Below are 26470 nucleotides of genomic sequence, written 5' to 3'. Positions count from 1 at the left end.
CGATTCAAACCCTAAAGAAATTATCGATTTTAGGGTAATAGTTATCAGCAAGGTGAAAAGTTGACCCTGGTTTAAATTGAGGCAAGTGCAAATGTTTTATCAACAAGATTTTGATGTCATTGTTGTCGGTGGTGGGCATGCAGGTACAGAAGCTGCAACTGCAGCCGCACGCATGGGCGCAAATACACTATTGCTGACGCACAGTATTGAAACACTTGGACAAATGTCATGTAACCCTGCGATAGGTGGCATTGGTAAAGGTCATTTGGTAAAAGAAATTGATGCTCTCGGCGGTGTTATGGCCAAAGCAGCCGATAAAGCTGGCATTCAATTTAGAACATTAAACTCAAGCAAAGGACCTGCGGTAAGAGCGACTCGCGCTCAAGCTGATAGAAGTTTATATCGTATCGCTGTTCGACAAGTACTTGAAAACCAACCTAACTTAACCTTATTCCAACAGTCTTGTGACGATATCATCGTTGAAAATGATCGTGTTGTTGGCGTAGTTACTCAAATGGGTTTGAAGTTTAGAGCAAAAACCGTTGTACTCACTGTAGGTACCTTCCTTGGCGGCACCATTCACATTGGTATGGAAAATTACAAGGGTGGAAGAGCCGGTGATCCTCCCTCAATCGCCTTAGCACAAAGACTACGCGCGCTTCCATTTAGAGTTGATAGACTCAAAACAGGTACGCCAGCGCGATTAGATACGCGGTCATTAGATTATTCAAAAATGCAGGAACAACCTGGCGATACTCCACTACCTGTATTTTCGTTTATGGGAAAAGTAGAGGACCATCCTCGTCAAATTCCTTGTCACATTACGCATACAAATGAAAAAACGCATGACATTATTCGTTCTGGCCTAGATCGCTCACCAATGTACACCGGTGTCATTGAGGGAATTGGACCAAGATATTGTCCGTCAATTGAAGACAAGATAATGCGTTTTGCAGATAAGAATTCGCATCAAATTTTTGTTGAGCCTGAGGGCTTAACTAGCGTAGAAGTTTATCCAAATGGTATATCGACTAGTTTGCCGTTTGATATTCAAATGGCGCTAGTGCGCTCAATCAACGGGTTTGAAAATGCACACATTATTCGCCCAGGCTATGCAATTGAATATGATTTCTTTGACCCACGCGATCTAAAACAAACGCTGGAGACAAAGTTTATATCGGGTTTATTTTTTGCCGGTCAAATTAATGGAACCACTGGATACGAAGAAGCCGGTGCACAAGGTTTAATTGCCGGTGCTAATGCGGCTTTACAGTGCCAAGAAAAAGATGGTTTTGAATTACGCAGAGATGAAGCGTATATGGGCGTGCTGATTGATGATCTAGCCACCATGGGTACAAAAGAACCATATCGAATGTTTACTAGTCGCGCGGAATATCGTTTGTTGTTGCGCGAAGATAACGCTGACGTTCGTTTAACTGAAAAGGGTCGAGCAATTGGTTTGGTCAATGACGAACAGTGGGCCTATTTCCAAGAAAAAATGAATAGTGTAGAACTCGAAAAGCAACGTTTAAAATCGCAGTGGGTGCATACCAAACATGAAGCATTGGATGAACTCAACAGCATGTTGAAAACGCCTATTAGCCGCGAGCACTCGTTAGAAGAATTAATTAGACGACCAGAAATGACTTACGCGAAACTAACTAGCATTAAGAGTTTTGGGCCGAGCATCAGTGATCCTAAAGCGGCTGAACAAGTTGAGATTCAAATAAAATATGCGGGTTACATTGAACGCCAGAAAGATGAAATAGCAAAATCGTTACGACATGAAAACGCTTTATTACCGATGGATTTTGACTTCTCTCAAATTTCAGGCCTTTCGAATGAAGTTGTATCAAAATTAAAAGATGCTCGTCCAGAAACTATTGGTAAGGCGTCGCGTATTTCAGGCATTACACCGGCTGCAATTTCTTTGTTATTGGTATATTTGAAGAAACACAATATGTTGTTCAAAGCAGAGAAACAATCAGCCTAATGAATTTGACTAATACATCATCGCCGCTATTTGATGCGTTGTCAGCTTCGTTTGACAAAGTAGCTGTAAATTTAGAATTTTCTATTTCTGAATTACAAAAACAGCAACTCATCAATTATGTGCTGCTCATCGACAAGTGGAATAAAACGTATAATTTAACCTCCGTAAGAAACCCGCAAGATATGTTGATTAAACATATTTTTGATTCAATTGTTGTTTCGCCACACTTACAGGGTAGTCACTTTGTCGATGTAGGCACAGGACCCGGTTTACCCGGTATTCCCTTAGCAATAATGAACCCAGATAAAACGTTTTTACTGATAGATAGTTTGGGTAAACGCGTTCGCTTTATAAAACAAAGTTTGTATGAACTAAAAATGAGCAACGTGACTGCAATGCAGATTCGTGTCGAAGATCTTGAAATAGCCGAACCATTTGACGGCGTATTGAGTAGAGCCTTTGCATCACTTAAAGATATGCTGCATTGGTGCCAAAATATGACAGATGAAAATGGATTATTTTTGGCATTAAAAGGGCAAGTTAATCAACTTGAACTTGACGAAATTCCTACAGGCTTTACAGTGGTAGATTGTGTTAACCTTGCGGTGCCAAATTTGCAAGGTGAGCGACACTTGATTAAAGTAAAAAAAATATCTAACTAGCTTAATTCCCCACTAGCTACCAAGAAATATTATTTTTATAAAAAACAAGTATGTAAAATAATCTAAAATGAAATGTGGCTTAATCACAGTCGTTTTCAACTCATAACTAACGGAATTTATTTTGGCGAAAGTCATTTCTATCGCGAATCAAAAAGGTGGTGTTGGTAAAACAACAACTGCGGTTAACGTTGCTGCGTCGATGGCGGCGACAAAACGTAGAGTACTGCTCATTGACCTTGATCCACAAGGCAACGCTACGATGGGTAGCGGAGTTGACAAGTACGATGTTGAAAATACCTGCTATGAATTGCTCATTGAGGATGTACCAGCCAAAGACGTCATTATCAAGAACACTGCTGGGAAATACGATTTAATTGCAGGCAATTCAGACATCACCGCTGCTGAGATTAAATTAATGGAAGTATTTGCACGCGAGCTAAGATTGCGCAGAGCGCTTGAAAGCGTCCAAGATGACTATGATTATATTTTTATTGACTGCCCACCTTCCTTGAACCAACTTACGGTCAATGCAATGGCCGCTTCAGATTCAGTCCTTGTGCCCATGCAGTGCGAGTATTATGCGCTGGAAGGTTTAACTGCGCTGATGGATACAATCCAAAAACTAGCGTCGGTAGTTAATCCCAATTTGAAAATTGAAGGCGTACTTCGAACGATGTACGACCCGCGAAATAGATTAGCCAATGATGTATCAGAACAATTGAAACGTCATTTTGGTGACCAAGTTTACCGCACCGTGATCCCGCGTAATGTTCGCTTGGCCGAGGCACCCAGTTTTGGTACTCCCGCCATGTATTACGATAAATCTTCAACGGGTGCTAAGGCTTATTTGGCTTTGGCCGGTGAGATTTTGCGTCGACGAGTTGCTAAGTAGTAAATATAAGTAAGTGAGAACTCACTTACGCTTAGTGTCCCGACATTAAAAACATTAAATTTAGAGTGGCGTCAATTAGGCCACAAAGAAATATCAGAGGTTAGGATGTCACCAAAGAATAAAGGCTTAGGTAGAGGCTTAGATGCGCTACTCGCAACGAGTCGCAGCCATGCAGACAAGCAAAGGCAGGATGCGGATAACACCTCAGGTGAACAAAGTGAATTAAAAAATATTCCCATCGAATTTATGCAGCCAGGCAAATATCAACCTAGAAAAGATATGTCACCTGAAGCGCTTGAAGAACTGGCTGCTTCCATTCGTTCACAAGGCATTATTCAACCTATCGTTGTGCGTCAAATTGACAATAAAAAATACGAAATTATCGCGGGCGAACGCAGATGGAGAGCGGCTCAGATAGCCAAGCTTGAAGTTATGCCCTGTTTGATCAAAGACGTTCCTGATGATGCCGCTGTAGCAATAGCGCTAATAGAAAATATTCAGCGTGAAGACCTTAATGCAATGGAAGAGGCACAAGCCTTAGACCGTCTCATGGTTGAATTTAATTTAACTCATCAGCAAGTAGCCGATGCGGTCGGTAAATCAAGAACGACTGTTACCAATTTAATGCGTTTGAACAGCTTACAAGACGATGTTAAACGTTTGCTTGAATATGGTGATATCGATATGGGTCACGCACGAGCATTGTTATCATTAGACGGAAATGTTCAATCAGACACCGCAAAACTGGTTGCTGATAAAGGCCTAACGGTCAGAGAAACAGAAAATTTGGTGAAAAAGACGCAATCTGAAATTGACAATCCACAGCCAGAAAAAGATAAAAAAGAAACAAAAATCGACCCAGACGTTAAACGGTTAGAAACGTCACTTTCAGAAAATTTCGGTACACATGTTCAGATTGCACATAATCACAAAGGTAAGGGAAAACTAGTCATCAACTTTAGTGACTTAGAACAACTCGATGGGATATTGCAAAAAATGGCCTTGGAACAACAGTAAAAACTGACAATCAGTTCGGTTTTTTTTGCGATGTTCAACATGTTGCCCATTTCGGTGCTAAAAGTGCACCACGAAAGGGAAAAAATTGCGAATTAGTTGAATTTTTCTGTCATAACAGTATACTCATGCCGCCTTTCATTAGGTATGTATTTTTATGATCGACTGACGCCTGTGAGAATGCTTTTGAATTTGGCCGACAACGGAAAAAAAGTAGCCAAAAAAGGGATTTTTGCGCAATGTATATCATCACTTGTTTTAGTAGTGATAGTGTTAATTTTAAAACCTGAATATACAGTAGCAACAGTTTTCGGCGCACTATCATTTATAATACCGCATAGTTTTTTTGCTTATTGGTCATTCCGATATGCAGGCGCAACGAAAAGTAAGCTCGTTGTGCAGAGTTTTAGCCAAGGTTTAAAAATAAAACTGGCTTTAACTGCTATATTTTTTGCTATTGCATTTTCTCAACTAAATGCACCGCCTTTTCCTTTGATGGGTGCGTATGCAGTAGCAATGGTAAGCCAATGGTTTGCCATGTACCGTCTAAGCCGAATGTCTTAAAGACCGGCAGGCGTTACCATGTAACAATTTTTAAATTATACAATTTGGGTTGAACAATGGCTTCTGAATATACTACTACAGAATATATCCAACACCATTTAGCGAATGCGACGATGTGCAATACCGACACTGGTGTTGCTTTCAACAAGGCATGTGCTGACGCTGGTTTTTGGGCTATACACATTGATACTATGGCTTGGTCGATAGGTCTTGGTATTTTGTTTCTTTACTTCTTCCGTCGCGTTGCTAAAAAAGCATCGACTGGCGTGCCTTCTAAAACTCAAGCGTTTGTTGAGTTAGTTGTTGGCTTCGTTAACGATAACGTTGTTAGTACATTCCACGGTAGGAGTGCGCTAATTGCGCCATTGGCACTAACCATATTTGTATGGGTGTTGCTAATGAACTTGATGGATCTAGTACCCGTTGACGTTATACCGACAATTGCCGGTTGGATAGGTCAATATGGCTTCGGCATGGACCCACATGATGTTTACATCAAAGCGGTTCCAACAACCGATTTGAATTTAACGTTAGCGTTAGCGCTAGGTGTTTTCGCTCTCATTATATTCTATTCAATTAAAATGAAGGGCGTGCTTGGTTTTGCAAAAGAGCTTAGCTTCACGCCATTCAATCATTGGGCATTTATTCCAGTTAACTTAATTCTTGAATTAGTGACTTTATTCGCACGCCCACTTTCACTTGCACTTCGTTTATTCGGAAACCTGTACGCCAGTGAATTGATATTTATTCTTATCGCTACTATCGGTCTATGGCAGTTGCCATTGCACTTTATGTGGGCGGTTTTCCATATTCTAGTTCTTCCATTACAAGCCTTTATCTTCATGATGTTGACTATCGTGTATTTAAGTTTGGCTAGCGAAGACCACTAGGAAAAGCGTTTAACAACATTTTATTTTTTTAACTTTAAACTTTAACTAAAACTCGGAGATAAGTAATGATCGCTATCGCAGTTGCTATATTAATCGGTATGGGTGCCCTAGGTACTGCTATTGGTTTCGGTATTCTTGGTGGTAAATTTCTAGAATCTGCTGCACGTCAGCCAGAGCTAGCACCTCAACTACAGGTCAAAATGTTCATCGTAGCAGGTCTAATCGATGCAATCGCAATGATCGGTGTTGGTATCGCTCTATATCTATTATTCGCTGTTGGCTTAGGCTAATTAATACTAATTTTAGTTTAGCGAATTTAATAGAGGAGGAGTCGAAATGAACATGAATTTCACTCTTATAGGTCAGTTAGTCGCATTTGCTGTGTTTGTGTGGTTCTGCATGAAATATGTATGGCCGCCGTTGATGGCAGCAATTGAAGAACGCCAAAAAATCATCGCTGATGGTTTAGCCGCTTCTGAACGCGCAGCTAAAGACCTAGAACTGGCTCAAGCGAAAGCGACTGACCAGTTAAAAGAGGCGAAAGCACAGGCTGCTGAAATTGTAGACCAGGCAAAGAAACGCGCGAATCAACTTGTTGAGGAAGAAACACAGCGTGGACATGCGGAGCGTGAGAAAATCATCGCTCAAGGTCATACAGAAATCGAAGCTGAGCGTAATCGCGTTAAAGAAGATTTACGTAAACAGGTGGCTATTTTAGCTATATCTGGTGCCGAAAAAATTCTAGGACGTGAAATCGATGCACAGGCACAGAACGACATTGTTGAAAAACTTGTCGCTGAGCTATAAGGGAGATGAGCAATGTCTGAATTGACAACCGTAGCTCGCCCTTACGCCAAAGCCGCTTTTGATTTCGCGGTTGAGAACACGGACATCGCAAATTGGCAAGAAATGTTGGCCTTTGCAGGTGAGGTCGCAGTAAACGACACCATCCGCAGCGTGTTAACCAGCGCGTTAGCTGCTGAGAAACTTGCTGAAGTATTTGTAGGCGTTTGTGGTGAACAACTCAACACTCATGGTCAGAACTTTATAAGAGTTTTGGCTGAAAATAATCGTCTATCGGTTCTGCCTGATATATCGAAACAGTTTAACGTCTTTAAGGCGGACTACGACAAAGAGATTGATGTAGATGTTACTTCTGCCATTGAACTGTCGAGTGAACAGCTAGATAAAATGAGTGCGGCGCTAGAGAAAAGATTAGCACGTAAAGTGAAGCTTATATGTAACGTGGATCCTGCATTGGTCGCTGGTGTCATTATAAAGGCCGGCGATACAGTGATAGATGGTTCCGTAAATTCTAAATTGAACCGTCTTTCAGACGCGTTGCAAGCATAAAGGGGATAAAGAGCATGCAACTTAATTCCACTGAAATTGCAGAACTGATCAAGAGTCGTATTGAACAGTTTAGTGTAGTAAGTGAAGCTCGAAATGAAGGAACGATCGTTAGTGTATCTGACGGCATCATTCGCGTACACGGCCTAGCCGATGTTATGCAAGGTGAGATGATCGAACTTCCAGGCAGTCGTTACGCAATCGCATTGAACCTTGAACGAGATTCAGTTGGTGCGGTAGTAATGGGTCCATACGCCGATTTGCAAGAAGGCATGAAAGTGCAGTCTTCTGGTCGTATCTTAGAAGTACCAGTAGGCCCAGGTCTATTAGGTCGTGTTGTAAACACGCTAGGTGCACCAATCGATGGTAAAGGCGCAATTGAAGCGGCAGGTTATGAACCTGTTGAGAAAATTGCACCAGGCGTTATCGAGCGTCAATCAGTAGATCAACCAGTACAAACGGGCTATAAGTCAGTTGACTCAATGATCCCAATCGGTCGCGGCCAGCGTGAGTTGGTTATCGGTGACCGTCAGACAGGTAAAACTGCACTTGCGATTGATGCAATCATCAATCAAAAAGGTACGGGCATTAAATGCGTATACGTAGCAATCGGTCAGAAAGCATCGACTATCGCTAACGTGGTTCGTAAGTTAGAAGAGCACGGCGCGATGGCTCACACCATTATCGTTGCAGCCTCTGCTTCAGAATCAGCAGCATTACAATACTTGGCACCTTATTCAGGTTGTACAATGGGTGAATATTTCCGTGACCGCGGTGAAGATGCACTTATCGTATATGATGACTTGTCAAAGCAAGCCGTAGCATACCGTCAAGTATCACTACTATTGAAGCGTCCACCAGGTCGTGAAGCATATCCAGGTGACGTATTCTATTTGCACTCAAGATTGTTAGAGCGCGCAGCACGTGTAAACGCCAACTATGTTGAAAAATACACAAATGGTGAAGTGAAGGGTAAAACAGGTTCATTAACTGCATTACCAATCATTGAAACACAAGCTGGTGACGTTTCGGCATTCGTACCAACTAACGTAATCTCAATTACCGATGGTCAGATTTTCTTAGAAAGTGACTTGTTTAACGCGGGTATTCGCCCAGCTGTTAACGCCGGTATTTCAGTATCTCGTGTTGGTGGTGCTGCTCAAACCAAGATTGTTAAAAAGCTAGGCGGCGGTATTCGTTTAGCACTTGCACAATACCGTGAATTAGCGGCGTTCTCTCAGTTTGCATCTGATCTTGATGATGCTACTCGTGAGCAGCTAGAACATGGTGAACGTGTAATGGAGCTTATGAAGCAGAACCAGTATGCACCGTTATCGGTTGCAGAAATGGCTGTTTCTTTGTTCGCAGCTGAAAAAGGTTTCTTGAAAGATATAGAACTAAACAAGGTTCTTGATTTTGAAGCAGCCCTTCACTCGTACATGACCAGCGAAAAAACCGAGCTCATGAACACAATCAATGAAACTGGTAACTACAACGATGATATTGAATCACAGTTGAAACAAGCGTTTGATACGTTTAAATCAACACAAACGTGGTAATCAATATGCCTCAACAGGTTTTAATTAACCAAAGTTGGGGCACATCGTTTAGTAATTGGAGAAAGTGTCATGGCTAGCGGAAAAGAGATAAAAGGTAAGATTGGGAGTATTAAAAATACTCAAAAAATTACCAGTGCTATGGAAATGGTAGCGGCTTCGAAAATGAAGAAGGCCCAGGAACGTATGGCCACAGGCCGTCCATATGCACAAAATATGCTAAAAGTGATTGGTCACATTGCTAACGGTAATTTGGAATATCGCCATCCCTATTTGGAAGAGCGAGAAGTCAAAAATGTAGGGTACATTGTTATTTCTACAGATCGTGGTCTTTGTGGTGGGTTAAATACCAATGAATTTAAAGTGGTCGCAAAAGACGCGAAGAAATGGAAAGAGAAAGACGTAAATATCCATTTTGCAGCGTTGGGTGCTAAAGCTTGTGCCTTTTTTGGTCGTTTTGGCGGTAACGTCATGGCAGCCGAATCAGGTATAGGTGATAAACCAAGTGTTCAAGACGTAGTTGGTATTGTGCGTGTTATGCTAAATGCATACGACGAAGGTAAGCTAGATAGAGTTTTCTTAGTTTACAATGATTTCGTTAACACCATGACTCAAGAACCCGTGGTCAATCAATTGTTGCCTTTGCCTAAATCAGAAGATAAAGCATTAAAACATCGTTGGGATTACATTTACGAACCCGATCCAAAGCAGATTTTGGAACAATTAATGGTTCGCTACATTGAATCTCAGGTCTATCAAGGTGTTGTTGAAAACGTAGCATCAGAGCAAGCCGCAAGAATGGTTGCAATGAAAGCTGCTACAGACAATGCCGGAGACCTAATTGATGATTTGCAATTGGTATACAACAAGGCTCGTCAAGCAGCGATTACGCAAGAAATTAGTGAGATTGTTGGCGGTGCCGCTGCAGTTTAAGCGCGCTACGAGCTATTTAGGTAAAGAACATATTTTAGGAATTAAGAGGACAAATTATGAGTCAAGGTAAGGTCGTCCAAATCATTGGTGCTGTCGTGGATATCGAATTTCCACAAGATTCAGTTCCAAGAGTGTATGACGCACTAAAAGTGACCGAAGGTGGCTTAAAGGGCTTAACTCTAGAAGTACAACAACAATTGGGTGGCGGCGTAGTTCGTACCATCGCAATGGGTAGTACTGACGGTTTACGTCGTGGTTTACTAGTTGATAACAGCGGTGAAGCAATCCAAGTACCTGTAGGTACAGCTACTTTGGGTCGTATCATGGATGTTCTTGGTAACCCAATCGACGAAGCAGGCCCTATTGGTGAAGAAGAGCGTATGTCTATTCACCGTGAAGCGCCTAGTTATGAAGATCAATCAAGCTCTGTAGAACTATTAGAAACTGGTATCAAAGTAATCGACCTCGTTTGTCCATTCGCTAAGGGTGGTAAAGTAGGTTTGTTCGGTGGTGCTGGTGTTGGTAAAACAGTAAACATGATGGAACTTATCCGTAACATCGCAATCGAGCACAGCGGTTATTCTGTATTCGCTGGTGTTGGTGAGCGTACTCGTGAAGGTAACGATTTCTATCACGAAATGAACGAATCAAACGTACTTGATAAAGTATCGCTTGTATACGGACAGATGAATGAGCCTCCAGGTAACCGTTTACGTGTTGCTTTGACAGGTTTGACAATGGCTGAGAAGTTCCGTGATGAAGGTCGCGACGTACTTTTCTTCGTTGATAACATCTATCGTTATACGCTAGCCGGAACAGAAGTATCTGCACTTCTTGGTCGTATGCCATCAGCGGTAGGTTACCAACCTACTCTTGCTGAAGAAATGGGTGTACTACAAGAGCGTATTACCTCAACTAAGACTGGTTCAATCACATCTATCCAAGCGGTATACGTACCTGCGGATGATTTGACGGATCCATCACCTGCAACTACCTTTGCTCACTTAGATGCAACGGTTGTATTGTCTCGTGATATCGCTTCGTTAGGTATTTACCCTGCTGTTGACCCACTTGATTCAACATCTCGTCAACTTGACCCATTAGTTATTGGTCAAGAACATTACGATGTTGCACGTGGCGTTCAAACGGTACTTCAACGTTATAAAGAACTTAAAGACATCATTGCTATCCTAGGTATGGATGAGCTATCTGAAGAAGACAGACAAGTAGTATCACGCGCTCGTAAAATTCAGCGTTTCTTGTCACAGCCTTTCTTCGTAGCAGAAGTCTTCACCGGTTCTCCTGGTAAGTATGTTTCATTGAAGGACACCATTAGTGGCTTTAAAGGCATTTTGGATGGCGAGTACGACAGCCTACCAGAACAGGCTTTCTACATGGTTGGTTCAATAGAAGAAGCACAAGAAAAAGCGAAGAAGTAAGCTTCTAGCTTATTACTTATAGTGCAGCGAAAGCTGCCTTAAAGGAGACCCCATGGCAATGACAGTACATTTGGATGTAGTAAGCGCAGAAGTAGAGATTTTCTCTGGTCTCGTTGAAACAGTTCAAATCACAGGTAGCGAAGGTGAGCTAGGTATTCATCCTGGTCACGCTCCTTTGATAACTGGCTTACGACCTGGCATGGTTAGAGTAGTTAAACAGTATGGTGATGAAGAGCTGATTTATATCGCTGGCGGCATTTTAGAAGTGCAACCTGGCAGTATTACAGTTCTAGCTGACACCGCTGTTCGTGCAGAAGATTTGGACGAACAAGCGGCTGAAGATGCTAAGAAGCATGCGGAAGAAACCATCGCTAAAGGCGGTGCAGACTTCGACTACGCTGAAGCAGCTATTGAGCTTGCAGAAGCTATTGCACAGTTAAGATTGATTCAAAAATTGCGCAAGTAAAGTAAGTTAGTATTACAATGATTTAAAAACCCAGCTTAGCGCTGGGTTTTTTGTTTCATGTGAAACACTTTTGCCATACCTCTAAAACCTTTGATCTAAATGTTTACTGTAAAAAAAGATTCTTCAAAGGACTGGTCACTGCATTCCCTCCTCGCTGTAAAATATGTGTATAAATCTGAGTCGTGCGCAAATCTGCATGGCCTAATTGATCTTGCACCGGTCTTATATCAGAGCCATTTCGTAGAAGATGAGTCGCAAACGAGAGTATTAAGGTGTTGACCAATCTTCTTATCGATTTTTGCTGCTATTTGAGCCGCTGTTGTAGCCTTCCTTAAGCTCGACTCATCTATATGTTGCCCTGATATAAATTTGGATTCTGAGTCAACAGAAAGCGTTTTAGACGGGAATAGATAGTGCCAACCAATTGTGAATCGACTATTTGGAGACTTATTACGCAAACCTAAGGGCACATATACGCCATCGTAAGTTGAATTGCCGCAGTCAAGGGATGGATAATGATTAATCAATTGATTTTGGGAACGCAAAGGACTCATTAATTCTTCAGCCAAGGTTACTATGCGGTGCCTATCCCCCTTTCCTATCCCAAACACGAATGTTTTTGAAATAAAAATCAATGTCAAGGGCTCTTCGTCGCAAACATTCCATTATGTGTAGTCCACTCCCATACAACAAGGCTGCCGGTAATTTATAATGTATGTTTATTGGTGCAAACAACTGATGTATTTCAGGGACGGTTAATACAGTTGGGAGTTTCGCTTGCCAATCACTTTTAACAAACTTCAAATTAAGTGAAAGGGGGTGTTTAATGATCTCTTTATACAAGGAGCTTATCGCATTTAATGCAATAGATTGAGTATTAGCAGCGACCTTTTTGCATAACGCTTGATATACATATGTTCTTCAACAAACGCGAAAAATTGTTTATTCATGCAATATTCCTTTACAGCAAAAGTGACTGTTGATGTTTACAGTAAAGCGACAATTCCGGTAAAGACCAATACTTTGCAAAAATTCCGTACTTTGGTACAGTGAGTGAATAAGGAAAATTCAACGGCAATCAATTTGGTCGCGTTCTGGAGCCAAACTAAAGGGATTTTAGATATGGATTATAATAGGTATAACGAGCCAAATACGTCATCATCATACCTGGAAGTTTGTTGGGTAATAGGTTGTTTTATTTCTATCTGTTTTAACAAGTTTGACTAACTTTTAAAATACCCTTAAATCCTTATTTTAATTGACATTAAACCCCTTTCTCGTTTTAATCTGTTTCACCTTGTTTTAACTTTCGTGACTACATAGTGTCTACATTTAAAATAACTAAATCGTTTGTTGACCACGTTTCGCTACCTGAAAAAGGGCAGGCGTTTTATCGAGACAGCGTGTTAAAAGGTTTTGCTTTGCGCGTGACTCAGGGAGGTAGCAGAGCATTTATCCTTGAGAAGCGCATTCACAAAAAGCTTAAACGCATAACGCTTGGAAGATATCCAGAAATTACCGTTGAGATGGCACGTAAAGAAGCTTTGAAGTATTTAGGCGAGATTGCGACAGGAGAGGATCCAATTGCGAATCGACAACGTGATGCCGTTTCTCAATTAACCTTGCATGATGCATATCAGGATTATAAGCGCGTCAAATGCAATCTTAACCCCAATACATACCAACAATATGAAATGTACTTTAAGGGTGAGCTTAAGGATTGGATGAATAAAAGGCTGTCAGACATTAATAAAGACATGGTACTGGCAAAGCACAATGATATTTTAAGTCGAAAGAGTCCATCTTATGCAAATGTTTGTCTACGCGTAGTCAGCGCTATTTTTAAGTTTGCAAAATTTAACTATGAAGATTCAAATGGTCATAGCTTGTTTCCTGTTAACCCTATTGAGCGACTAGGACACATGAAGGCGTGGGCGAAAGAGCCAAGAAGACAAAATATCATCAACGACAGTCAGCTACCGTTGCTATACGCCACTATTCAAGGAGTAAAACACGAAACTATCTCAGATAAAAAAACTGTGTTTATGGACTACTGTGTATTTTTGTTGCTCACAGGGCTTCGTAAGAATGAAGCAGCAACGCTAAAGTGGGAATACGTCAATTTTGATGAGCGCACTTTCCATATTGTAGATACAAAGAACAAAGACCCTCTCACATTGCCTATGAGCGATATCGTGTATGCAATCCTTAAAGAGCGACATGCAGAACGTATGAATGACTATGTGTTTTACACGAAGAAATCAGGATATTTAAAACATACTGATCTTCTTTTAAAAGAGCTCGTGGATGCGTCAAAGGTTCAATTTTCATGTCACGACTTAAGGCGAACATTTATCACCGTGGCAGAGTCATTGGATATCTCAATGTATGCCATCAAAAAACTAGTGAATCATCGAGGCGGTAACGATGTGACGCAGGGTTATGTGATTACCACACATGAACGACTGCGAGCGCCGATGCAAAAAATTACCGATTACTTTAAAAACAAAGCTAATATAAAGCTTGAACATTATGGTGCAGACAAAGCTCATTGAACTTACTAATAAATCATCAAGTGAAAAAACACCGATTGATCCCTTGCGTAAAAATGTGTTTGAACGTAATGAGTTATGCCCGTTTAGCTTTGAACCAAATGAAGACGATATTGAGGCAGTACTAATAGCGCGTCATGTACTAAGTAAGCGTAACGATAAAGATGTCTCGAGCATTTCCTCTCTTATTTCAAGGCTTATCGATTTTGGTGAAGAATTTTCGGCAGAAATGACGCGCAATAGACTCAAGTCAATGCATGCGTTAAACAGTGTTCGTCTTCTTGAAGCCAGAACACTTTTTACGTTGCGTCAATACTTCACCCTAGAATATGCATCCATCAAACGTTTGTTATGGTCTGAAGTTTTTGCTGTATTGGTGTTAACGCAAGCAGCTGAAAAAATTACATTGTCAAAACGCATTGAGCCAAAAGACAAAGATGATGTTGTAGCGCAGTCTATTTGGCATGCAGGCACATCGTTTCTAAACGAATTGCCAGATGAGCTAGTAGACAGTTTAGCCAGGCTTGAATGCATTTATGAGTTTGAGAGGGATACCATCAAGCGAGTGAGTAAAGGAGGAAAAGCTAAGTCTGAATATATTGAGCCATTACGACAAGATGTTTTTAAAGCCTTTATCGAACATTACTCCAATTTGCCTGCAAAAAAAGCAGCGCTAAAAATAAAGGCTGATTTTGAGCGAGACAATAACAACAATTTGTTAAGAAGCGCTGCAGAAGACCTTCATCTTCAATTTGCCAAATGGATAAATGCGCTCAAGCAAGGCAAGATGAAATATAACGCTTAATCTTCAAAAAAGTTCCAGTGCTTAGCACTGGAATTCTTTTGCTTAGCACAAGAACATACATTCAGACGCACATCCGCATAATTCCTATTACTGCAAAGAGCAGCTTAAAAGATAAATAGGAATTAATATCCATGAACACAAAGCTACTAACCACTAAAGAAACTGCAAACATCTTAAGCGTGAGCGAAGCCTTTCTTGAGCGAGACAGATGGGCAGGTGCGCGCATTCCCTTTATCAAAGTAGGTACAAGAGCCATCCGATATCGCATGCAAGATATTGAACGCTATTTAAATGAAAACTTGTGTTGGTCTACCAGTGAGGGCGCATAAATGAAGCCATCATTAAGTAAAGCAAACATTGATCATCTTGAATACTTTTACCAAGGCGCAAAAGCCTATCTATGTGTCGACACGTGCAATCAGTTTGGCGAGGTCATTATTAAACGAAACGGCATACTGATTAATCTTGATTTAAAAGTGGGTACTTTGGGGCAGTTAAAAGCAAAAGGTGTCATAGAGGTCAGTTCATTAATGATTTATGGCGTGGCTTATCACGTGTTTCAAATCTCATCATTGGGTAACGAATTGATGGACGGAGGTATGCGTGATATCTCCTAATAACCGAGTGCGTGAAACGATAGACGATTTACATAATGCGTCTTCGTCTTTTCTGTTCGCCAATGTCGAACAACATACGAACAGAGTCGCAAGAGATAATGCTAGATTTATTAAAGCGCAAGTATCACCTTTACCTGTCAAATTACAAAAGGCAGTGCTGCAAGGTGCAGAGAAAATAGCGGACGAGGTTGAGCGCAATGTATTTGTGCGCCAAACGGTTAAACGTATTAATGAAAGCTTTCCAGAAGAACTGCGGCATATATCAATTGAAGACGATGACGATATTATGCGTGTTGCCAAGAATTGCGCAGCAAGCGTGACGCGAATTCGTAACAACGAATATCATTGGTTATATAAGCGAAAGTCAGCAAATAAATGCGTAAAAAGGCAAGCCGTTAACGCAAACACACACAATGAACCGTTAACGAATGTCCCAAGGTCAATGCGCGACCAAAATGCGCAACAAAGCGAATCTACGCCTATTATTGCGTTAACGGATGTATGTGACGCAAAGCGAGAGAAAGTGCTACTTGCGGCGCAACCATTTTTAGCTGACTACGGGCTAGCCGTTCCGTATGACGGCGTAACGCTTGAAGGCGCAGTTAAACGCATTTGTGACAAAACATGGTGGAAGCGAAAATTAAGTAAAATAATCAAGCAGTGTTATGAAGCGTGTTTTATTCAATTAGGTCAAGTCAGTAAGCACAGACAAATTTATGCCAGTGACTTCACCACTAAAAATAGACAAGCGCAAAAGCTTAGAAACGACAACTTATTAAATTCAATGTATGTCACTAATGATATTGGGCAGCAATTCACGTTAAAAGAGCTGTCCGATTTAAATGTATCGAATCCCAAGATAAGAAAAGCGGAGTTGATGGTCAGGATGCGCGGTTTTGAAGAGTTATCAAAACAAGCAGGCGACCAAGGTATATTCATCACCATCACCTGTCCCTCAAAATATCATGCTGTATACGCAAAATCAGGTCAACCCAACCCTAGATATGAAGGCTTTACGCCGTTTCAGGGCAATCAATACCTAGGTGGCTTATTTGCCAAAATACGCGCCGCTTGGCAAAAAAAAGACCTTGCACCTTATGGTTTCAGAGTGGCAGAGCCGCAACATGACGGGACACCGCATTGGCACATTCTATTGTTCACTAAACCAGAAGATATAGAGTCTGTTCAATCTATCGTTCGTCACTATGCGCTATTGGAAGACCCAGGCGAACAAGGCGCGCAAGAAAACCGGTGTGACTTTAAGTTAATCGACCCTAAAAAAGGCAGTGCAACAGGGTATATTGCAAAATATGTGTCTAAAAACATCGATGGTGAGGGATTAGATAAAGGTATCTACGGAGAAGACCCCATCACTGCCGCACAACGTGTTGATGCGTGGGCTTCATGCTGGTGTATCCGCCAGTTTCAGCAATTCGGGGGGGCGCCTGTCTCAATATATCGAGAATTAAGACGTTTAAGAGAGCCATTAGCGAAAGACAGTCCGATAGAACAAGCCAGACAAGCGGCAGACGAATCAAACTGGGCTGCATACAATGAGGCATTAGGTGGTCTTAATATTAAACGCAAAGACCGCCCAGTATCGATTGCCTATGAAGCATCATTTAATGATGAAACAGGAGAGTGCAAAACGGGCTACTTCGACGGTGAAATCATCATGAAAATTAAAGGATTGGTTTATCTGGGGCAAACTTACGTCACTCGTTTTTATAATTGGACAGTTATGCGCGCAGCGCAAAAGCCCTTTAACTTGGAGTTCTGTAAATAACTGTACTGACCTTCAATATTTCAATAGCAAGGAGGTGCTTCGATAAAATAATGGTTTGAAAAGTCATGAAAACAATAAATTTGATTTAAAAATCTCGTACCAATCAAATAATAGGCGCAGCAATTGCCCACAAAGGAAAATCTAGAAGTACCTTTTGATTGAATATTGAGAGGTTTTGTATTGATTGATATTTTTAAGATTTGCTTGTACCAAAGACATTCTATAACATATCGTTTTGGTTAATATAAGAGCAATTGAAAGCATTAAGGGAGTAATGTCAAATGAATAACTTTTCAATTATCAGATCTGGGTCATGCGCTGCTTGCCTGATGAGTTTACTAGTTGGATGTGGTGGCGGTTCGTCTGATAGCTCACCTGCTCCTGTTAATCAAAATCCCCCAGTATTATATTCAACTAACCTAAATTGGGTAGCTCCAGAAAATAGAATGGATGGCAGCTCGATTTCATTTAGTGAAGTTGCTGGATATAAAGTTTACATGGGGCAATCAAGAGCAAAGCTAAATTTAGTTAAAACAATTGATGATCCACAAGTGCTTTCTACTGAGATAATCGATATCACCAAAGGAAAGTATTATTTCGCTATTGCAGTTTATGACTCGGAAAATTTAACGAGTCCTTTATCCAAAACGATAGTTAGAGAATTTTAAAATGAATTGGATAATCTCCCGCTTACTATTGATTATGGGTCTAATCTTTTCATCCAATTTAGTTATAGCTGAAACAGCAGATATAATGTGGCAAAAATTTGTTGATGAGGGACCAGTCGACTCTAATATCCCTGACTTTTCTTATACTGGCTTTTTCGCAAAAAATAGCGCGGTTAATGCCCCTCCAGAAATGATATTTAATGTGTTAGATTTTAATGCAATACCAGACGATGGAATAGATGATAGTCAGTCTATTCAGGCTGCCATTGATGCTGCAAATGAAAATGGCGAAGGGATAGTCTTTTTACCCAAAGGTAGATACCTAATAACAGGGGGGGAAGCAGCCAACATATTGAAGATTTCTTCTTCTAATATCATCATCCGAGGGGAAAGCGATAGAGGAGAAAATGCATCAGTTTTATTTCTCAAAAACCCGAGTAGTGGTAAAGAGTTTGGCTTGATCGGCCAAAATAACGCTGATTTAAGAAGCATCGCTGCAATCTCTATAGAAGGAGAACAAGACAATACTGTGTTAGCGAGCTTTACAGATAAGGACTTTTCCAGAGGGACGCGAATTATAGAAGTAGGCAGCACTGCAAATTTTCGCCCTCATCAAACTATTAGAGTTCTCTTATCTGAGGCGCAGGATGATGCAACATCGCCTAGTCAAGATAACGATAGCTTAGTTAACTTGCTAACGTATCCGTTTGAGTTTACCGAAGAACAAAGCCTCACATTAGGACGCTATGGACAAACTGTAGAGTATATTACTAAGATCAGAAAAGTTGTTGACGATACTCACATTGAACTCTATCAACCATTGAGGTTTGACCATTTAAAACAGCATTCACCAACCATTATGGCATTCACAGGGCTAACAAATGTAGGTATTGAACACATACGTTTTGAGAGTGCATGGCTTGGTCAGTATATACATCATGCCCCTTATCCAGCAGATTCAGTTGGTTCAGATATAATACGTTCAGAGCGAGAGCAAGACTACGGTTGGGTTGCATTATGGGGAACTTGGCTTAGCGATAGTTGGATCAGTAACGTGACGTTTAACAACTTTACTCAAAACATAATTTTATCCAATAGTTCGTTCACTGATATTAATGATATAACGCTTCAAGGTAACGGTGGCCACGCGGGTATTACATATTCCAGTGCCTATAATATTTTGACAACAAACGTTCATATACAAGGAGATTTTGTTCACCCATTATCCATTCGGGCTTGGACAAGTGGCTGTGTATTCAAAGATATTTCGATTGATACAACTAAGTTTAACGCGCTCGATAGAACTGGTCCTTTCATTGATTTGCATGGCCTTTATCCATATGAAAACCTTTTTGAGAATTTAACTGGTTTTTACGTTCACTCTGGAGGTGATTTAGGAGTTCTTCCTCATTCAGGAGTAAGAAATACATTCTGGAATATTCAAGCACCGGACGAAATTGAACGCTTCGACTATGCAATTGGAGAATTTTTTAATACCGCAGCAACTCAAGTCAACAAGATGTACCAATATTACCCATCATCAATAGTAGTAGGTGTTTATCGCGTTAGTGGCGGAGAGGTTACAATTAATCGAAATCCTAATGATAGGGTTGAGCCGTTTATGCAAATTTATAACCTTAATCAAAGAGTTGTCTCTGTGGAATCTTTATTTAATTCTCAAGTATTACTACGGCAGGCTGCATATCCTCTGCTGCCAGAGCCTCCTATTTTACTTTTAAATTAAACGTAAAGATTGCCAGTTTATAATGCAAATTATGTGTCAAGGAGTGCGTGTCAAATAAACCCCGATGACGCCTGATTAGCTTTAAATTAGGGAGCTGAAACACTGCGACGTCAGAGCCGATGAAACATCTGCTATATTCCGAGTTTTTACAAAGTCTGTGCCCAAAGGCGACCCAGAATTATTAAGTTTTGATATCCAATTCATGCGTATTAAAATCATGTTTGCTACTTTGGATTAATTTTAAGATTCTCTTATATTTATGACAAAATTCTAGCGTCGAAAAGTCGCGCGCTCGCAGGCGGTAAACTGTGGGTCTTTGCTTTAGAAGTGTTGTGATCATATTAAAAGTGTTCTTTCATAGCTCATACTAGAAATACTGATTATTCGATGAAAATACATTTATACGACTACATATAGTCTACATATAAAATTAATAAAGCTTTAAAATACTGAATTTTATTAAGTTTATATACTTTTCAAATATAATAGGTTGTTAGTTCTACACAAGGATGATTACCATGCAAACGTTGGAGATTACTTTACTGCCGATGGCACATATACCTTGGTTGGAAGCATGTTATTAAAACCGCCTTTGTTGGTGTTTTACTATGTGGTATATATTTGTATTTCGAAAGCATTGTTGTTGTTATATTGGCACATATATTTATGGATGTTTACTCAGGTTCAGTCGCATTTGTTGCGAGGAGAGCGCAAGATGCAAAGCTAACAAACGCATAAACTGGCTCGCGGGCTCGCAGGGACAATAACACGTAGGTTCAGTCGCTTCGCTCCAATTTTAGCCTACGTGTTATTGCCCTTTATGCGAGTGTTATCTGTAACACGAGCAACTAAGTCAATTCAGCAAGGAAGGTGTATGAATACAATCACGAAATGGTTAATTCTTTTGGCGTTAATTTTTACTGCTATTAGTTTCTATAGTTACGGAAACTCAACAGGCATGTTTATTTTTATTATTTTAGGCTTTCTTTTTGAGGCCGCGTTTTGGCTAAAGCTAATTAATCGTAAAAAGAAACGAAGTAGCACGTAACAGCATTATTTGTTAGATAGTCCCTTCGGGTTCGCGAGCGCATGATGCCTATTCGCGCTGGCATATTAACTATAGCGCTGACTCTATCGTTAATACAGTAAACTCATCTCAAGTGGATAACTGTTTCAATGTTCGCGAGCATTTGTAGTTTGGTTTCCGCTAAATAGCATCTGTTGTCGTCGCGAAAGTTCTGTTGATGCTCGCCCTTTTAAGACTGACTCTTAATTGTTTTTAACTAGCTATTTTTGGGTGCGCGCGCAATTGCTGTTTGGTCTTCGTCACGATAATTCAGTTGTTGTTTTAATCAAAGTTGGGTAATGTTTACATTGAAACAAAGCATCAAATAACAACATCAAAGGAGTGAGGCTTGTTAATTCAAAATCGTGTAAAGCCTGTCAATTATGACAAACGCATCAGTTCACTCTCTTCGGTCTCTGGGACAAGCTTACGGGCGCATTTCCCTTCGCTCAGGAGCTGCATCCATAAACTTGCCCTCTATGCGTGGTGTTATGTGTCTACAAATGGAGAGTAAAAAGCAATGAATATCAATGCAACATTAGCAGGTCAATTTATAGTTTTTTTAGCAATAGTAATGGCAATAATTTGTTTCTATCTGGGTAAGCGAAAAACGGAGAATCCGGTATTAGCCTCGTTAATAGGATTCTTCTCTGCATTAATTCCCCCAATAGCATTGGTCTATCTAATAGTCTTAGTTTTAAGGAAAGACATTACTCCAAATAACGATGTTGCTGACTCCTCTAGTAGATAAAAATTAGACGGTTGCTCCCTCTCTCAAGAGTTCCGTTTATGTGTTTTTAAAACGCTTTTTTCGGGTTCGCGAGCTCTAGCTGTATGGTTTCTGCCAATTAACATCACTTGCTGTATCAGATTCAAACGAGTATTGTTTTACTTAAATGGTTAACGCAAAGGGGCATGGAATGTTTAGTCAAAACCGTAAAACATTGGGCAGCATAACAAACGCGTCAGTTCACTCCCTTCGGTCGCTCGAACAAACTTACGGGGGCATTTCACTACGTTCAAAAGCTGCACCCATAAACTTGCCCTCTATGCGGGGTGTTATATATATTTATTGGGAAGATTAATATGAAACTTAAAAGTAGCACTATTCTAACGGCGTTAATAATTGCATTTTACACAAGTCCTGCCCATGCACTCAGGTGCAAGAATGGTAGTCTTGTTCTTAAAGGTGATACAACTTTCGAAGTTAAGGCAAGTTGTGGGCAACCTGATGATGAAGAGTACGTGGGCTCAGTAAAAAAGGGAGGTAAATATGTTAACGTAGAACGTTATTTGTATATTCCACCAAAAGGACAATTTTTAAAAATTGTAGAGTTTCACGACGGTGTCGTAGCTGAAATAATCAATGGTAGCAGGGTTCAGTAGTCGCATTGTATGTGCTCGTTCTTTCAAGAGTCACTCTCATCTGCTTTTAATGCGCCATCCTCGGGTTCGCGAGCATTGGTTGTTTGGTCTTCGCTGATTAACGTCAGTTGTTGTTTTGAGTTCAAACGAGTATATTTTTACCTAAATGGTTAACGCAAGGAGACAAGGATTGTTTTATAAAAACCTAGTTGAATCAACCAAATATAACAAACGCATCAGTTCACTCCCTTCGGTCGCCGAGACAAGCTTCCGGCGCATTTCCCTTCGCTCAAGAGCTGCACCCACAAACTTGCCCTCTATGCGGGGTGTTAGGTGTCATGGGTAGTTTAGCTGATTATTTTAATAGAAATCCTATCACTAGAAACATATTGATATTTAGTGGGCTATTCGTTTTGTTAATAGCAGTATTTTCTTTTAAAGGGTTTGAACAGGTTAGGCTTTACGGAGAAATTTTATCAACGAATCAGAAAATTTATGGTGGAAGAAGCATTGGGGTCGAGGATAGGGCAAAAGCTTTATTGTCAAACGGAAACATTGTGATAGTGACATGCGATCAGCCTTGCCCTGTTGGTAAGAATGTAGAGCTCGTTCAATATTTAACTGTATTCGGCAAAAAAGTGTATTCGTATGAGGGCATCTAACAAAAACTGAACGCACTCCCTTCGGTCGCTGGGACACATACATGGCGCGCCTTCGGCATTTTGCGCGCCATGTATGCGCCCGTTAGTTAGGTGTTATGCTCATTGATAAGGAACTGATTTGAGAAAAGCAATATGGGTTTTTGGGATTGTAGTTTTAGTGACGTATATCATTTATCAGGCATACTTCGTTTTTATGCCTAGAGTCGTTGTAGAAAACATTTCAGGCGAAGAAATTAAGCTGGTTGAAGTGAAGTTGCCAAATAATAAGCTTGTTTTTGATTCAATTGCAGTGCCAAGCGTACACACAATATACTACTCACTAAATCAAGGCGATGGTGTCTATAAGTATCGTGTCGTTTATATGGATGGGAAAATTAGAATGGGTGAGTGTGGTTATGTTACCGCCAATGAGTTTGGTAAATCGTATCGGTTTGTATTGCGTCCGAATCGAGTAATTACCTGTAATCATTGATAAGGTAGTAAGTCACTCTTGTGGGAGCTCTTTCTTTCAATAGTCACTCTCATCTGTTGTTAATAAGTTAATTTAGGGTTCGCGAGCATTTGTTATTTGGTTCTCGCTGGTCAGCATCAGTTGTTGTTTGAGCGCCAAACGAGTATATTTTTACCTAAATGGATAACGCAGGGAGACATGGATTGTTTTATCAGAATAGTAGTAATTCAACCAAGTATAACAAGCGCATCAGTTCACTCCCTTCGGTCGCCTGGACAAGCTTACGGGCGCATTTCTCTTCGCTCAAGAGCTGCACCCATAAACTTGCCCTCTATGCGGGGTGTTATGTCAGAGTGGATTTTAAGCTCAAAATAAAGCGCGATCATCATGTGATTTGCACATAGGAAAATGATTTGAAACACATTATATTATTTTTATTTTTTTTGGTATTCATACAAGGTTGTCAGGCAAACCATGATCTAACTGATAAATATAGGAAAGATGGGGCTCCACCCAGGGTTGAATTTGGAGCTACTTGTAATCTGAATTACAGTAGCGAATCTCGGGTTAGAACTTGCCCAATCGGTGGTCAAGATCTATTAGGAGCGACTTGCTCATGCAACACTGAAAATGGTATCCAATATGGGGTTGTGGGTCGATGATGTAAAAGACTAGCAAGGGGAGGCTCGTTCTTTCAAGAGTCACCCTTATCTGCTTTAATTGAGCAATTTTCGGGTTCGCGCGCATTTCGCGTTGCTCAAAAGCTGCACCCATAAACTTGCCCTCTATGTGGGTTGTTATGTTTCTCAGAAAATTGATAAAAAGGAGTTTAAATGAAGCCATATAAAAGAATTTCGTCGCAAAACTTAAGGTTATTGCTTCTTCTGGCCAGAATCACAGCAGTATTGGGGATCATACTTTTTGTAATCTCTATTATTGCTATTGTATTCATGTTTATTGGGTCGGGCTTTCACGCGCTAACAACAAGCCTTGTCTTTATTCCAATGTCAGTAAGTATCCTTTTTATTTCTGGGATAATGGCAGCTATTGTTGCATTTGAAGAAAATTACAGAATTAGAACCGAGTACCTTGTACGTGAAGATGAAACATGACAAAAACATAAACATAAAGACGGATTTGTTGGAAGAACCCCGCGAAACCGCTGATGCAAAGTCAAAGTGTTATTCATAAAAGGATAAATCATGAGTATTAAAAATTCTCAAGATGTTGATGGTTTAATTTCTCTTCAGAAAAATAAAAGAATCGTCAAAATTGAGAAAGAAATTATTAGACTATATTACATGCCTGCATTTTCCTTTTTTTGTATGCTTACCTATATCGGATTTGTTTACTTCATTGATGGTGGAAGTTCTTGGCTGTTAACTTCCATTTTTTTTGCTGGATTTATTGCGGGTATTGGTCAAGCCGCGATGAGAAGAGTTGATTTATCAATCGAGCTGTCTGAGTTAAAATCAAGTGGCCGTTGAGTATAGCAAACCACTATGGCGCAAACCGTTCTCTCAAGAGTCACTCTCATCTGTTTTTAATACGCTATTTACGGGTTCCGAACATTTGTTGTTTGTTTCTCGCTGGTCAACATCAGTTGTTGTTTGAGCGTAAAACGAGTATATCTTTACCTAAATGGTTAACGCAGGGAGACATGGATTGTTTAGTCAAAACCGTACTAACATTAAGCAACATAACAAACGACTATGGCGTCAATAACTAAATTTACGCCATATTTTCTTCCCATTTTTTCCCATCTCGAACCATCGAATTCAAGATAACCACCATCTTTCTCACGCAGGCAATAATCGCCACTTTTTTAGGTTTCCCTGCGGCAAGAAGGGCTTGATAGGTGCGCTTAAAAACGGAGTTGCACTGCATGGCTGACATCATCGCCATGTACAAAACGGTTCTCACCTGAGGACGTCCACCTTTGATTGTTCGTTTGCCTTGGTAGCGTCCACTTTCTCTGTTCATAGGGGCGACACCGACAAGCGCAGCGGCTTGTTTGTTGCTCACATAACCTAACTCAGGAAAGTAGCCGATGAGTGCAGCTGCAGAGACTTTTCCAATGCCAGGCATGCTTTGTACAATGTCATTTTTTTCCTGATAGTCGGGACAGCTTTCGATGAGCTTAACGAGTTGCTTTTCAATTTTAGCAAGCTGGTTTTTGTAAGCAGTTAAGATGGGGTTGATGGTCGAATGCAGCCCTTTGGGCATAATCTGTAATCGATTCTTCTCCATGGTTTGCATGTTGAGTATTTGGTTTCGTCGCGCGACCAAATCGGCCATCAGGCGCATGCTTTCTGGTTTTAGCGTGGATAGCTTAGGTTGTATCGCTTCACCGTAATGCGCAATCAACTGGGCATCTAACTTGTCTGTTTTTGCATTCAAACCGATAGCCCCAGCGAAACGGCGCACGTGAACCGGATTGGCAACCACAAAAGGTAAATTGGCTTTTGCACATGCCATCACGAACAGCAGTTCAAGGCGGCCAGTTGCTTCAATCACAATGCGCTGTGGGCAATGTTTCTTGATTAGACTGATTGCTTCTTTAACGCCTTTTTCATCGTTTGTGACGGTGAAATAAACGTCCAGCGGGCGAATGAATATATCGAGGGATTGCTTGCCGGTATCGACACCGACATTAATGTTTTGCGAAGTGACTGTTTTCATAATAAGCTAACTCTTGTTTGCGTAATGCGAGCTTGAGGCCCAGTAGACTATTCGAGTCTTGTGCTTGGAGTTCTGTGAAGCGCTCATGTTTGTTATCGGTCTCTCAATTGAGGAGCCTTGCATCAGGCGAACTGCTTCACAGAAGAATATTGGTTGCAGCCAATATCTGGGTCTCACTTTACCACTTTGGAGAAAGGATCTTGCCATACAAACGCATCAGTTCACCCCCTTCGGTCGCTGGGACAAATTTACGGGCGCATTTCGCGTTGCTCAAAAGCTGCATCTATAAACTTGCACTCTTTGCCGGTTGTTA

The 26470-nt window shown here is 40.7% G+C and carries 29 protein-coding genes; 26 read left to right on the top strand and 3 right to left on the bottom strand.

The window, feature by feature from the left end:
- The first annotated feature begins 91 nt into the window (after positions 1 to 91).
- The 13 genes from mnmG to GNIT_RS17485 all read left to right on the top strand — a co-directional run bounded on the left by mnmG (position 92) and on the right by GNIT_RS17485 (position 11759).
- Positions 92 to 1993 (top strand): tRNA uridine-5-carboxymethylaminomethyl(34) synthesis enzyme MnmG, encoded by a 1902-nt coding sequence (gene mnmG / locus GNIT_RS17545; protein WP_014110673.1) that lies wholly within the window; start codon positions 92 to 94, stop codon positions 1991 to 1993.
- A complete protein-coding gene (rsmG, locus tag GNIT_RS17540) occupies positions 1993 to 2655 on the top strand; it encodes a 16S rRNA (guanine(527)-N(7))-methyltransferase RsmG (RefSeq protein ID WP_014110672.1) in 663 nt (220 codons plus the stop codon). Before mnmG ends, rsmG begins: the two co-directional genes overlap by 1 nt.
- A gap of 121 nt (positions 2656 to 2776) precedes the next feature.
- A complete protein-coding gene (locus GNIT_RS17535) occupies positions 2777 to 3547 on the top strand; it encodes a ParA family protein (protein ID WP_014110671.1) in 771 nt (256 codons plus the stop codon).
- 105 nt (positions 3548 to 3652) lie between these two features.
- The gene (locus tag GNIT_RS17530; RefSeq protein WP_014110670.1) at positions 3653 to 4564 is read left to right on the top strand and encodes a ParB/RepB/Spo0J family partition protein; all 912 of its coding nucleotides are present in this window, start codon (positions 3653 to 3655) and stop codon (positions 4562 to 4564) included.
- 177 nt (positions 4565 to 4741) lie between these two features.
- On the top strand, positions 4742 to 5125 hold the full coding sequence (locus GNIT_RS17525) for an ATP synthase subunit I (RefSeq protein WP_041246507.1): 384 nt from the start codon (positions 4742 to 4744) through the stop codon (positions 5123 to 5125).
- A 56-nt stretch (positions 5126 to 5181) separates the two neighbouring features.
- Positions 5182 to 6015: a F0F1 ATP synthase subunit A gene (atpB, locus tag GNIT_RS17520; RefSeq protein WP_014110668.1), complete on the top strand. Its 834-nt coding sequence runs from the start codon at positions 5182 to 5184 to the stop codon at positions 6013 to 6015.
- Positions 6016 to 6080: 65 nt separating this feature from the next.
- Complete coding sequence (gene atpE / locus GNIT_RS17515; protein WP_014110667.1) at positions 6081 to 6305, top strand: F0F1 ATP synthase subunit C; 225 nt, start codon at positions 6081 to 6083, stop codon at positions 6303 to 6305.
- Between the two features lie 46 nt (positions 6306 to 6351).
- Positions 6352 to 6822, top strand: coding sequence for a F0F1 ATP synthase subunit B (gene atpF / locus GNIT_RS17510; protein ID WP_014110666.1), 471 nt, complete (start codon positions 6352 to 6354; stop codon positions 6820 to 6822).
- A 12-nt stretch (positions 6823 to 6834) separates the two neighbouring features.
- Positions 6835 to 7368 carry a F0F1 ATP synthase subunit delta gene (gene atpH, locus GNIT_RS17505; protein ID WP_014110665.1) on the top strand — a complete coding sequence of 178 codons (534 nt, stop codon included), beginning with the start codon at positions 6835 to 6837 and terminating at the stop codon, positions 7366 to 7368.
- A gap of 14 nt (positions 7369 to 7382) precedes the next feature.
- Positions 7383 to 8924 (top strand): F0F1 ATP synthase subunit alpha, encoded by a 1542-nt coding sequence (atpA, locus tag GNIT_RS17500; protein WP_014110664.1) that lies wholly within the window; start codon positions 7383 to 7385, stop codon positions 8922 to 8924.
- Between the two features lie 69 nt (positions 8925 to 8993).
- Positions 8994 to 9854: a F0F1 ATP synthase subunit gamma gene (gene atpG / locus GNIT_RS17495; protein WP_014110663.1), complete on the top strand. Its 861-nt coding sequence runs from the start codon at positions 8994 to 8996 to the stop codon at positions 9852 to 9854.
- A gap of 56 nt (positions 9855 to 9910) precedes the next feature.
- On the top strand, positions 9911 to 11293 hold the full coding sequence (gene atpD / locus GNIT_RS17490) for a F0F1 ATP synthase subunit beta (protein ID WP_014110662.1): 1383 nt from the start codon (positions 9911 to 9913) through the stop codon (positions 11291 to 11293).
- A 52-nt stretch (positions 11294 to 11345) separates the two neighbouring features.
- On the top strand, positions 11346 to 11759 hold the full coding sequence (locus tag GNIT_RS17485) for a F0F1 ATP synthase subunit epsilon (RefSeq protein ID WP_014110661.1): 414 nt from the start codon (positions 11346 to 11348) through the stop codon (positions 11757 to 11759).
- A 103-nt stretch (positions 11760 to 11862) separates the two neighbouring features.
- Here the strand turns inward: GNIT_RS17485 and GNIT_RS18140 are convergent, their stop codons facing one another.
- Complete coding sequence (locus GNIT_RS18140) at positions 11863 to 11976, bottom strand: hypothetical protein (protein ID WP_274377744.1); 114 nt, start codon at positions 11974 to 11976, stop codon at positions 11863 to 11865.
- Positions 11977 to 11986: 10 nt separating this feature from the next.
- Positions 11987 to 12400, bottom strand: a complete 414-nt coding sequence (locus tag GNIT_RS18135; RefSeq protein ID WP_148261736.1) for a site-specific integrase — start codon at positions 12398 to 12400, stop codon at positions 11987 to 11989.
- A gap of 681 nt (positions 12401 to 13081) precedes the next feature.
- Between GNIT_RS18135 and GNIT_RS17475 the strand changes: the two genes are divergently transcribed.
- The 13 genes from GNIT_RS17475 (at position 13082) to GNIT_RS17410 (ending at position 24962) form a co-directional block, all read left to right on the top strand.
- Complete coding sequence (locus GNIT_RS17475; RefSeq protein WP_014110659.1) at positions 13082 to 14314, top strand: tyrosine-type recombinase/integrase; 1233 nt, start codon at positions 13082 to 13084, stop codon at positions 14312 to 14314.
- Positions 14292 to 15116: a hypothetical protein gene (locus tag GNIT_RS17470; protein WP_014110658.1), complete on the top strand. Its 825-nt coding sequence runs from the start codon at positions 14292 to 14294 to the stop codon at positions 15114 to 15116. Before GNIT_RS17475 ends, GNIT_RS17470 begins: the two co-directional genes overlap by 23 nt.
- A 131-nt stretch (positions 15117 to 15247) precedes the next feature.
- Positions 15248 to 15445 (top strand): helix-turn-helix domain-containing protein, encoded by a 198-nt coding sequence (locus GNIT_RS17465; protein ID WP_014110657.1) that lies wholly within the window; start codon positions 15248 to 15250, stop codon positions 15443 to 15445.
- Complete coding sequence (locus GNIT_RS17460) at positions 15446 to 15733, top strand: hypothetical protein (protein WP_014110656.1); 288 nt, start codon at positions 15446 to 15448, stop codon at positions 15731 to 15733.
- Entirely contained in the window at positions 15720 to 17519 is a 1800-nt protein-coding gene (locus GNIT_RS17455; protein ID WP_014110655.1) for a replication endonuclease, read from the top strand. The genes GNIT_RS17460 and GNIT_RS17455 overlap by 14 nt, the downstream gene beginning before the upstream one ends.
- 281 nt (positions 17520 to 17800) lie before the next feature.
- Entirely contained in the window at positions 17801 to 18187 is a 387-nt protein-coding gene (locus tag GNIT_RS17450; RefSeq protein WP_041246506.1) for a hypothetical protein, read from the top strand.
- Position 18188: 1 nt separating this feature from the next.
- Complete coding sequence (locus tag GNIT_RS17445; RefSeq protein ID WP_041246505.1) at positions 18189 to 19931, top strand: glycosyl hydrolase family 28-related protein; 1743 nt, start codon at positions 18189 to 18191, stop codon at positions 19929 to 19931.
- Positions 19932 to 20486: 555 nt separating this feature from the next.
- On the top strand, positions 20487 to 20669 hold the full coding sequence (locus GNIT_RS18565; RefSeq protein WP_083822469.1) for a CPBP family glutamic-type intramembrane protease: 183 nt from the start codon (positions 20487 to 20489) through the stop codon (positions 20667 to 20669).
- Between the two features lie 136 nt (positions 20670 to 20805).
- Positions 20806 to 20979, top strand: coding sequence for a hypothetical protein (locus tag GNIT_RS18225; protein WP_014110651.1), 174 nt, complete (start codon positions 20806 to 20808; stop codon positions 20977 to 20979).
- A gap of 1104 nt (positions 20980 to 22083) precedes the next feature.
- Complete coding sequence (locus GNIT_RS17435; protein ID WP_041246504.1) at positions 22084 to 22383, top strand: DUF2845 domain-containing protein; 300 nt, start codon at positions 22084 to 22086, stop codon at positions 22381 to 22383.
- Between the two features lie 759 nt (positions 22384 to 23142).
- The gene (locus tag GNIT_RS17425; protein WP_014110647.1) at positions 23143 to 23496 is read left to right on the top strand and encodes a hypothetical protein; all 354 of its coding nucleotides are present in this window, start codon (positions 23143 to 23145) and stop codon (positions 23494 to 23496) included.
- An 812-nt stretch (positions 23497 to 24308) separates the two neighbouring features.
- Positions 24309 to 24587: a hypothetical protein gene (locus GNIT_RS17415; RefSeq protein WP_014110646.1), complete on the top strand. Its 279-nt coding sequence runs from the start codon at positions 24309 to 24311 to the stop codon at positions 24585 to 24587.
- A gap of 90 nt (positions 24588 to 24677) precedes the next feature.
- The gene (locus tag GNIT_RS17410; RefSeq protein ID WP_014110645.1) at positions 24678 to 24962 is read left to right on the top strand and encodes a hypothetical protein; all 285 of its coding nucleotides are present in this window, start codon (positions 24678 to 24680) and stop codon (positions 24960 to 24962) included.
- Between the two features lie 244 nt (positions 24963 to 25206).
- On the opposite strand, the gene GNIT_RS17405 is transcribed toward GNIT_RS17410, so the two are convergent.
- Positions 25207 to 26157: an IS110 family RNA-guided transposase gene (locus tag GNIT_RS17405; protein ID WP_014110643.1), complete on the bottom strand. Its 951-nt coding sequence runs from the start codon at positions 26155 to 26157 to the stop codon at positions 25207 to 25209.
- Positions 26158 to 26470 lie beyond the last annotated feature (313 nt).

This window comes from Glaciecola nitratireducens FR1064, from assembly GCF_000226565.1.
GTDB lineage: Bacteria > Pseudomonadota > Gammaproteobacteria > Enterobacterales > Alteromonadaceae > Glaciecola > Glaciecola nitratireducens.
The sequence above is the reverse complement of the archived record's forward strand: the minus strand, read 5'-3'. Positions and strand labels throughout refer to the sequence as shown.

What these genes read in the sequence shown, in the direction of transcription:
- mnmG (WP_014110673.1), top strand. Translation starts at nt 92, where the DNA reads ATGTTTTATCAACAAGATTTTGATGTCATTGTTGTCGGTGGTGGGCAT.
- rsmG (WP_014110672.1), top strand. Translation starts at nt 1,993, where the DNA reads ATGAATTTGACTAATACATCATCGCCGCTATTTGATGCGTTGTCAGCT.
- GNIT_RS17530 (WP_014110670.1), top strand. Translation starts at nt 3,653, where the DNA reads ATGTCACCAAAGAATAAAGGCTTAGGTAGAGGCTTAGATGCGCTACTC.
- GNIT_RS17525 (WP_041246507.1), top strand. Translation starts at nt 4,742, where the DNA reads ATGCTTTTGAATTTGGCCGACAACGGAAAAAAAGTAGCCAAAAAAGGG.
- atpB (WP_014110668.1), top strand. Translation starts at nt 5,182, where the DNA reads ATGGCTTCTGAATATACTACTACAGAATATATCCAACACCATTTAGCG.
- atpE (WP_014110667.1), top strand. Translation starts at nt 6,081, where the DNA reads ATGATCGCTATCGCAGTTGCTATATTAATCGGTATGGGTGCCCTAGGT.
- atpF (WP_014110666.1), top strand. Translation starts at nt 6,352, where the DNA reads ATGAACATGAATTTCACTCTTATAGGTCAGTTAGTCGCATTTGCTGTG.
- atpH (WP_014110665.1), top strand. Translation starts at nt 6,835, where the DNA reads ATGTCTGAATTGACAACCGTAGCTCGCCCTTACGCCAAAGCCGCTTTT.
- atpA (WP_014110664.1), top strand. Translation starts at nt 7,383, where the DNA reads ATGCAACTTAATTCCACTGAAATTGCAGAACTGATCAAGAGTCGTATT.
- atpG (WP_014110663.1), top strand. Translation starts at nt 8,994, where the DNA reads ATGGCTAGCGGAAAAGAGATAAAAGGTAAGATTGGGAGTATTAAAAAT.
- atpD (WP_014110662.1), top strand. Translation starts at nt 9,911, where the DNA reads ATGAGTCAAGGTAAGGTCGTCCAAATCATTGGTGCTGTCGTGGATATC.
- GNIT_RS17485 (WP_014110661.1), top strand. Translation starts at nt 11,346, where the DNA reads ATGGCAATGACAGTACATTTGGATGTAGTAAGCGCAGAAGTAGAGATT.
- GNIT_RS17470 (WP_014110658.1), top strand. Translation starts at nt 14,292, where the DNA reads ATGGTGCAGACAAAGCTCATTGAACTTACTAATAAATCATCAAGTGAA.
- GNIT_RS17465 (WP_014110657.1), top strand. Translation starts at nt 15,248, where the DNA reads ATGAACACAAAGCTACTAACCACTAAAGAAACTGCAAACATCTTAAGC.
- GNIT_RS17460 (WP_014110656.1), top strand. Translation starts at nt 15,446, where the DNA reads ATGAAGCCATCATTAAGTAAAGCAAACATTGATCATCTTGAATACTTT.
- GNIT_RS17450 (WP_041246506.1), top strand. Translation starts at nt 17,801, where the DNA reads ATGAATAACTTTTCAATTATCAGATCTGGGTCATGCGCTGCTTGCCTG.
- GNIT_RS17445 (WP_041246505.1), top strand. Translation starts at nt 18,189, where the DNA reads ATGAATTGGATAATCTCCCGCTTACTATTGATTATGGGTCTAATCTTT.
- GNIT_RS18225 (WP_014110651.1), top strand. Translation starts at nt 20,806, where the DNA reads ATGAATACAATCACGAAATGGTTAATTCTTTTGGCGTTAATTTTTACT.
- GNIT_RS17435 (WP_041246504.1), top strand. Translation starts at nt 22,084, where the DNA reads ATGAAACTTAAAAGTAGCACTATTCTAACGGCGTTAATAATTGCATTT.
- GNIT_RS17415 (WP_014110646.1), top strand. Translation starts at nt 24,309, where the DNA reads ATGAAGCCATATAAAAGAATTTCGTCGCAAAACTTAAGGTTATTGCTT.
- GNIT_RS17410 (WP_014110645.1), top strand. Translation starts at nt 24,678, where the DNA reads ATGAGTATTAAAAATTCTCAAGATGTTGATGGTTTAATTTCTCTTCAG.
- GNIT_RS17405 (WP_014110643.1), bottom strand. Translation starts at nt 26,157, where the DNA reads ATGAAAACAGTCACTTCGCAAAACATTAATGTCGGTGTCGATACCGGC.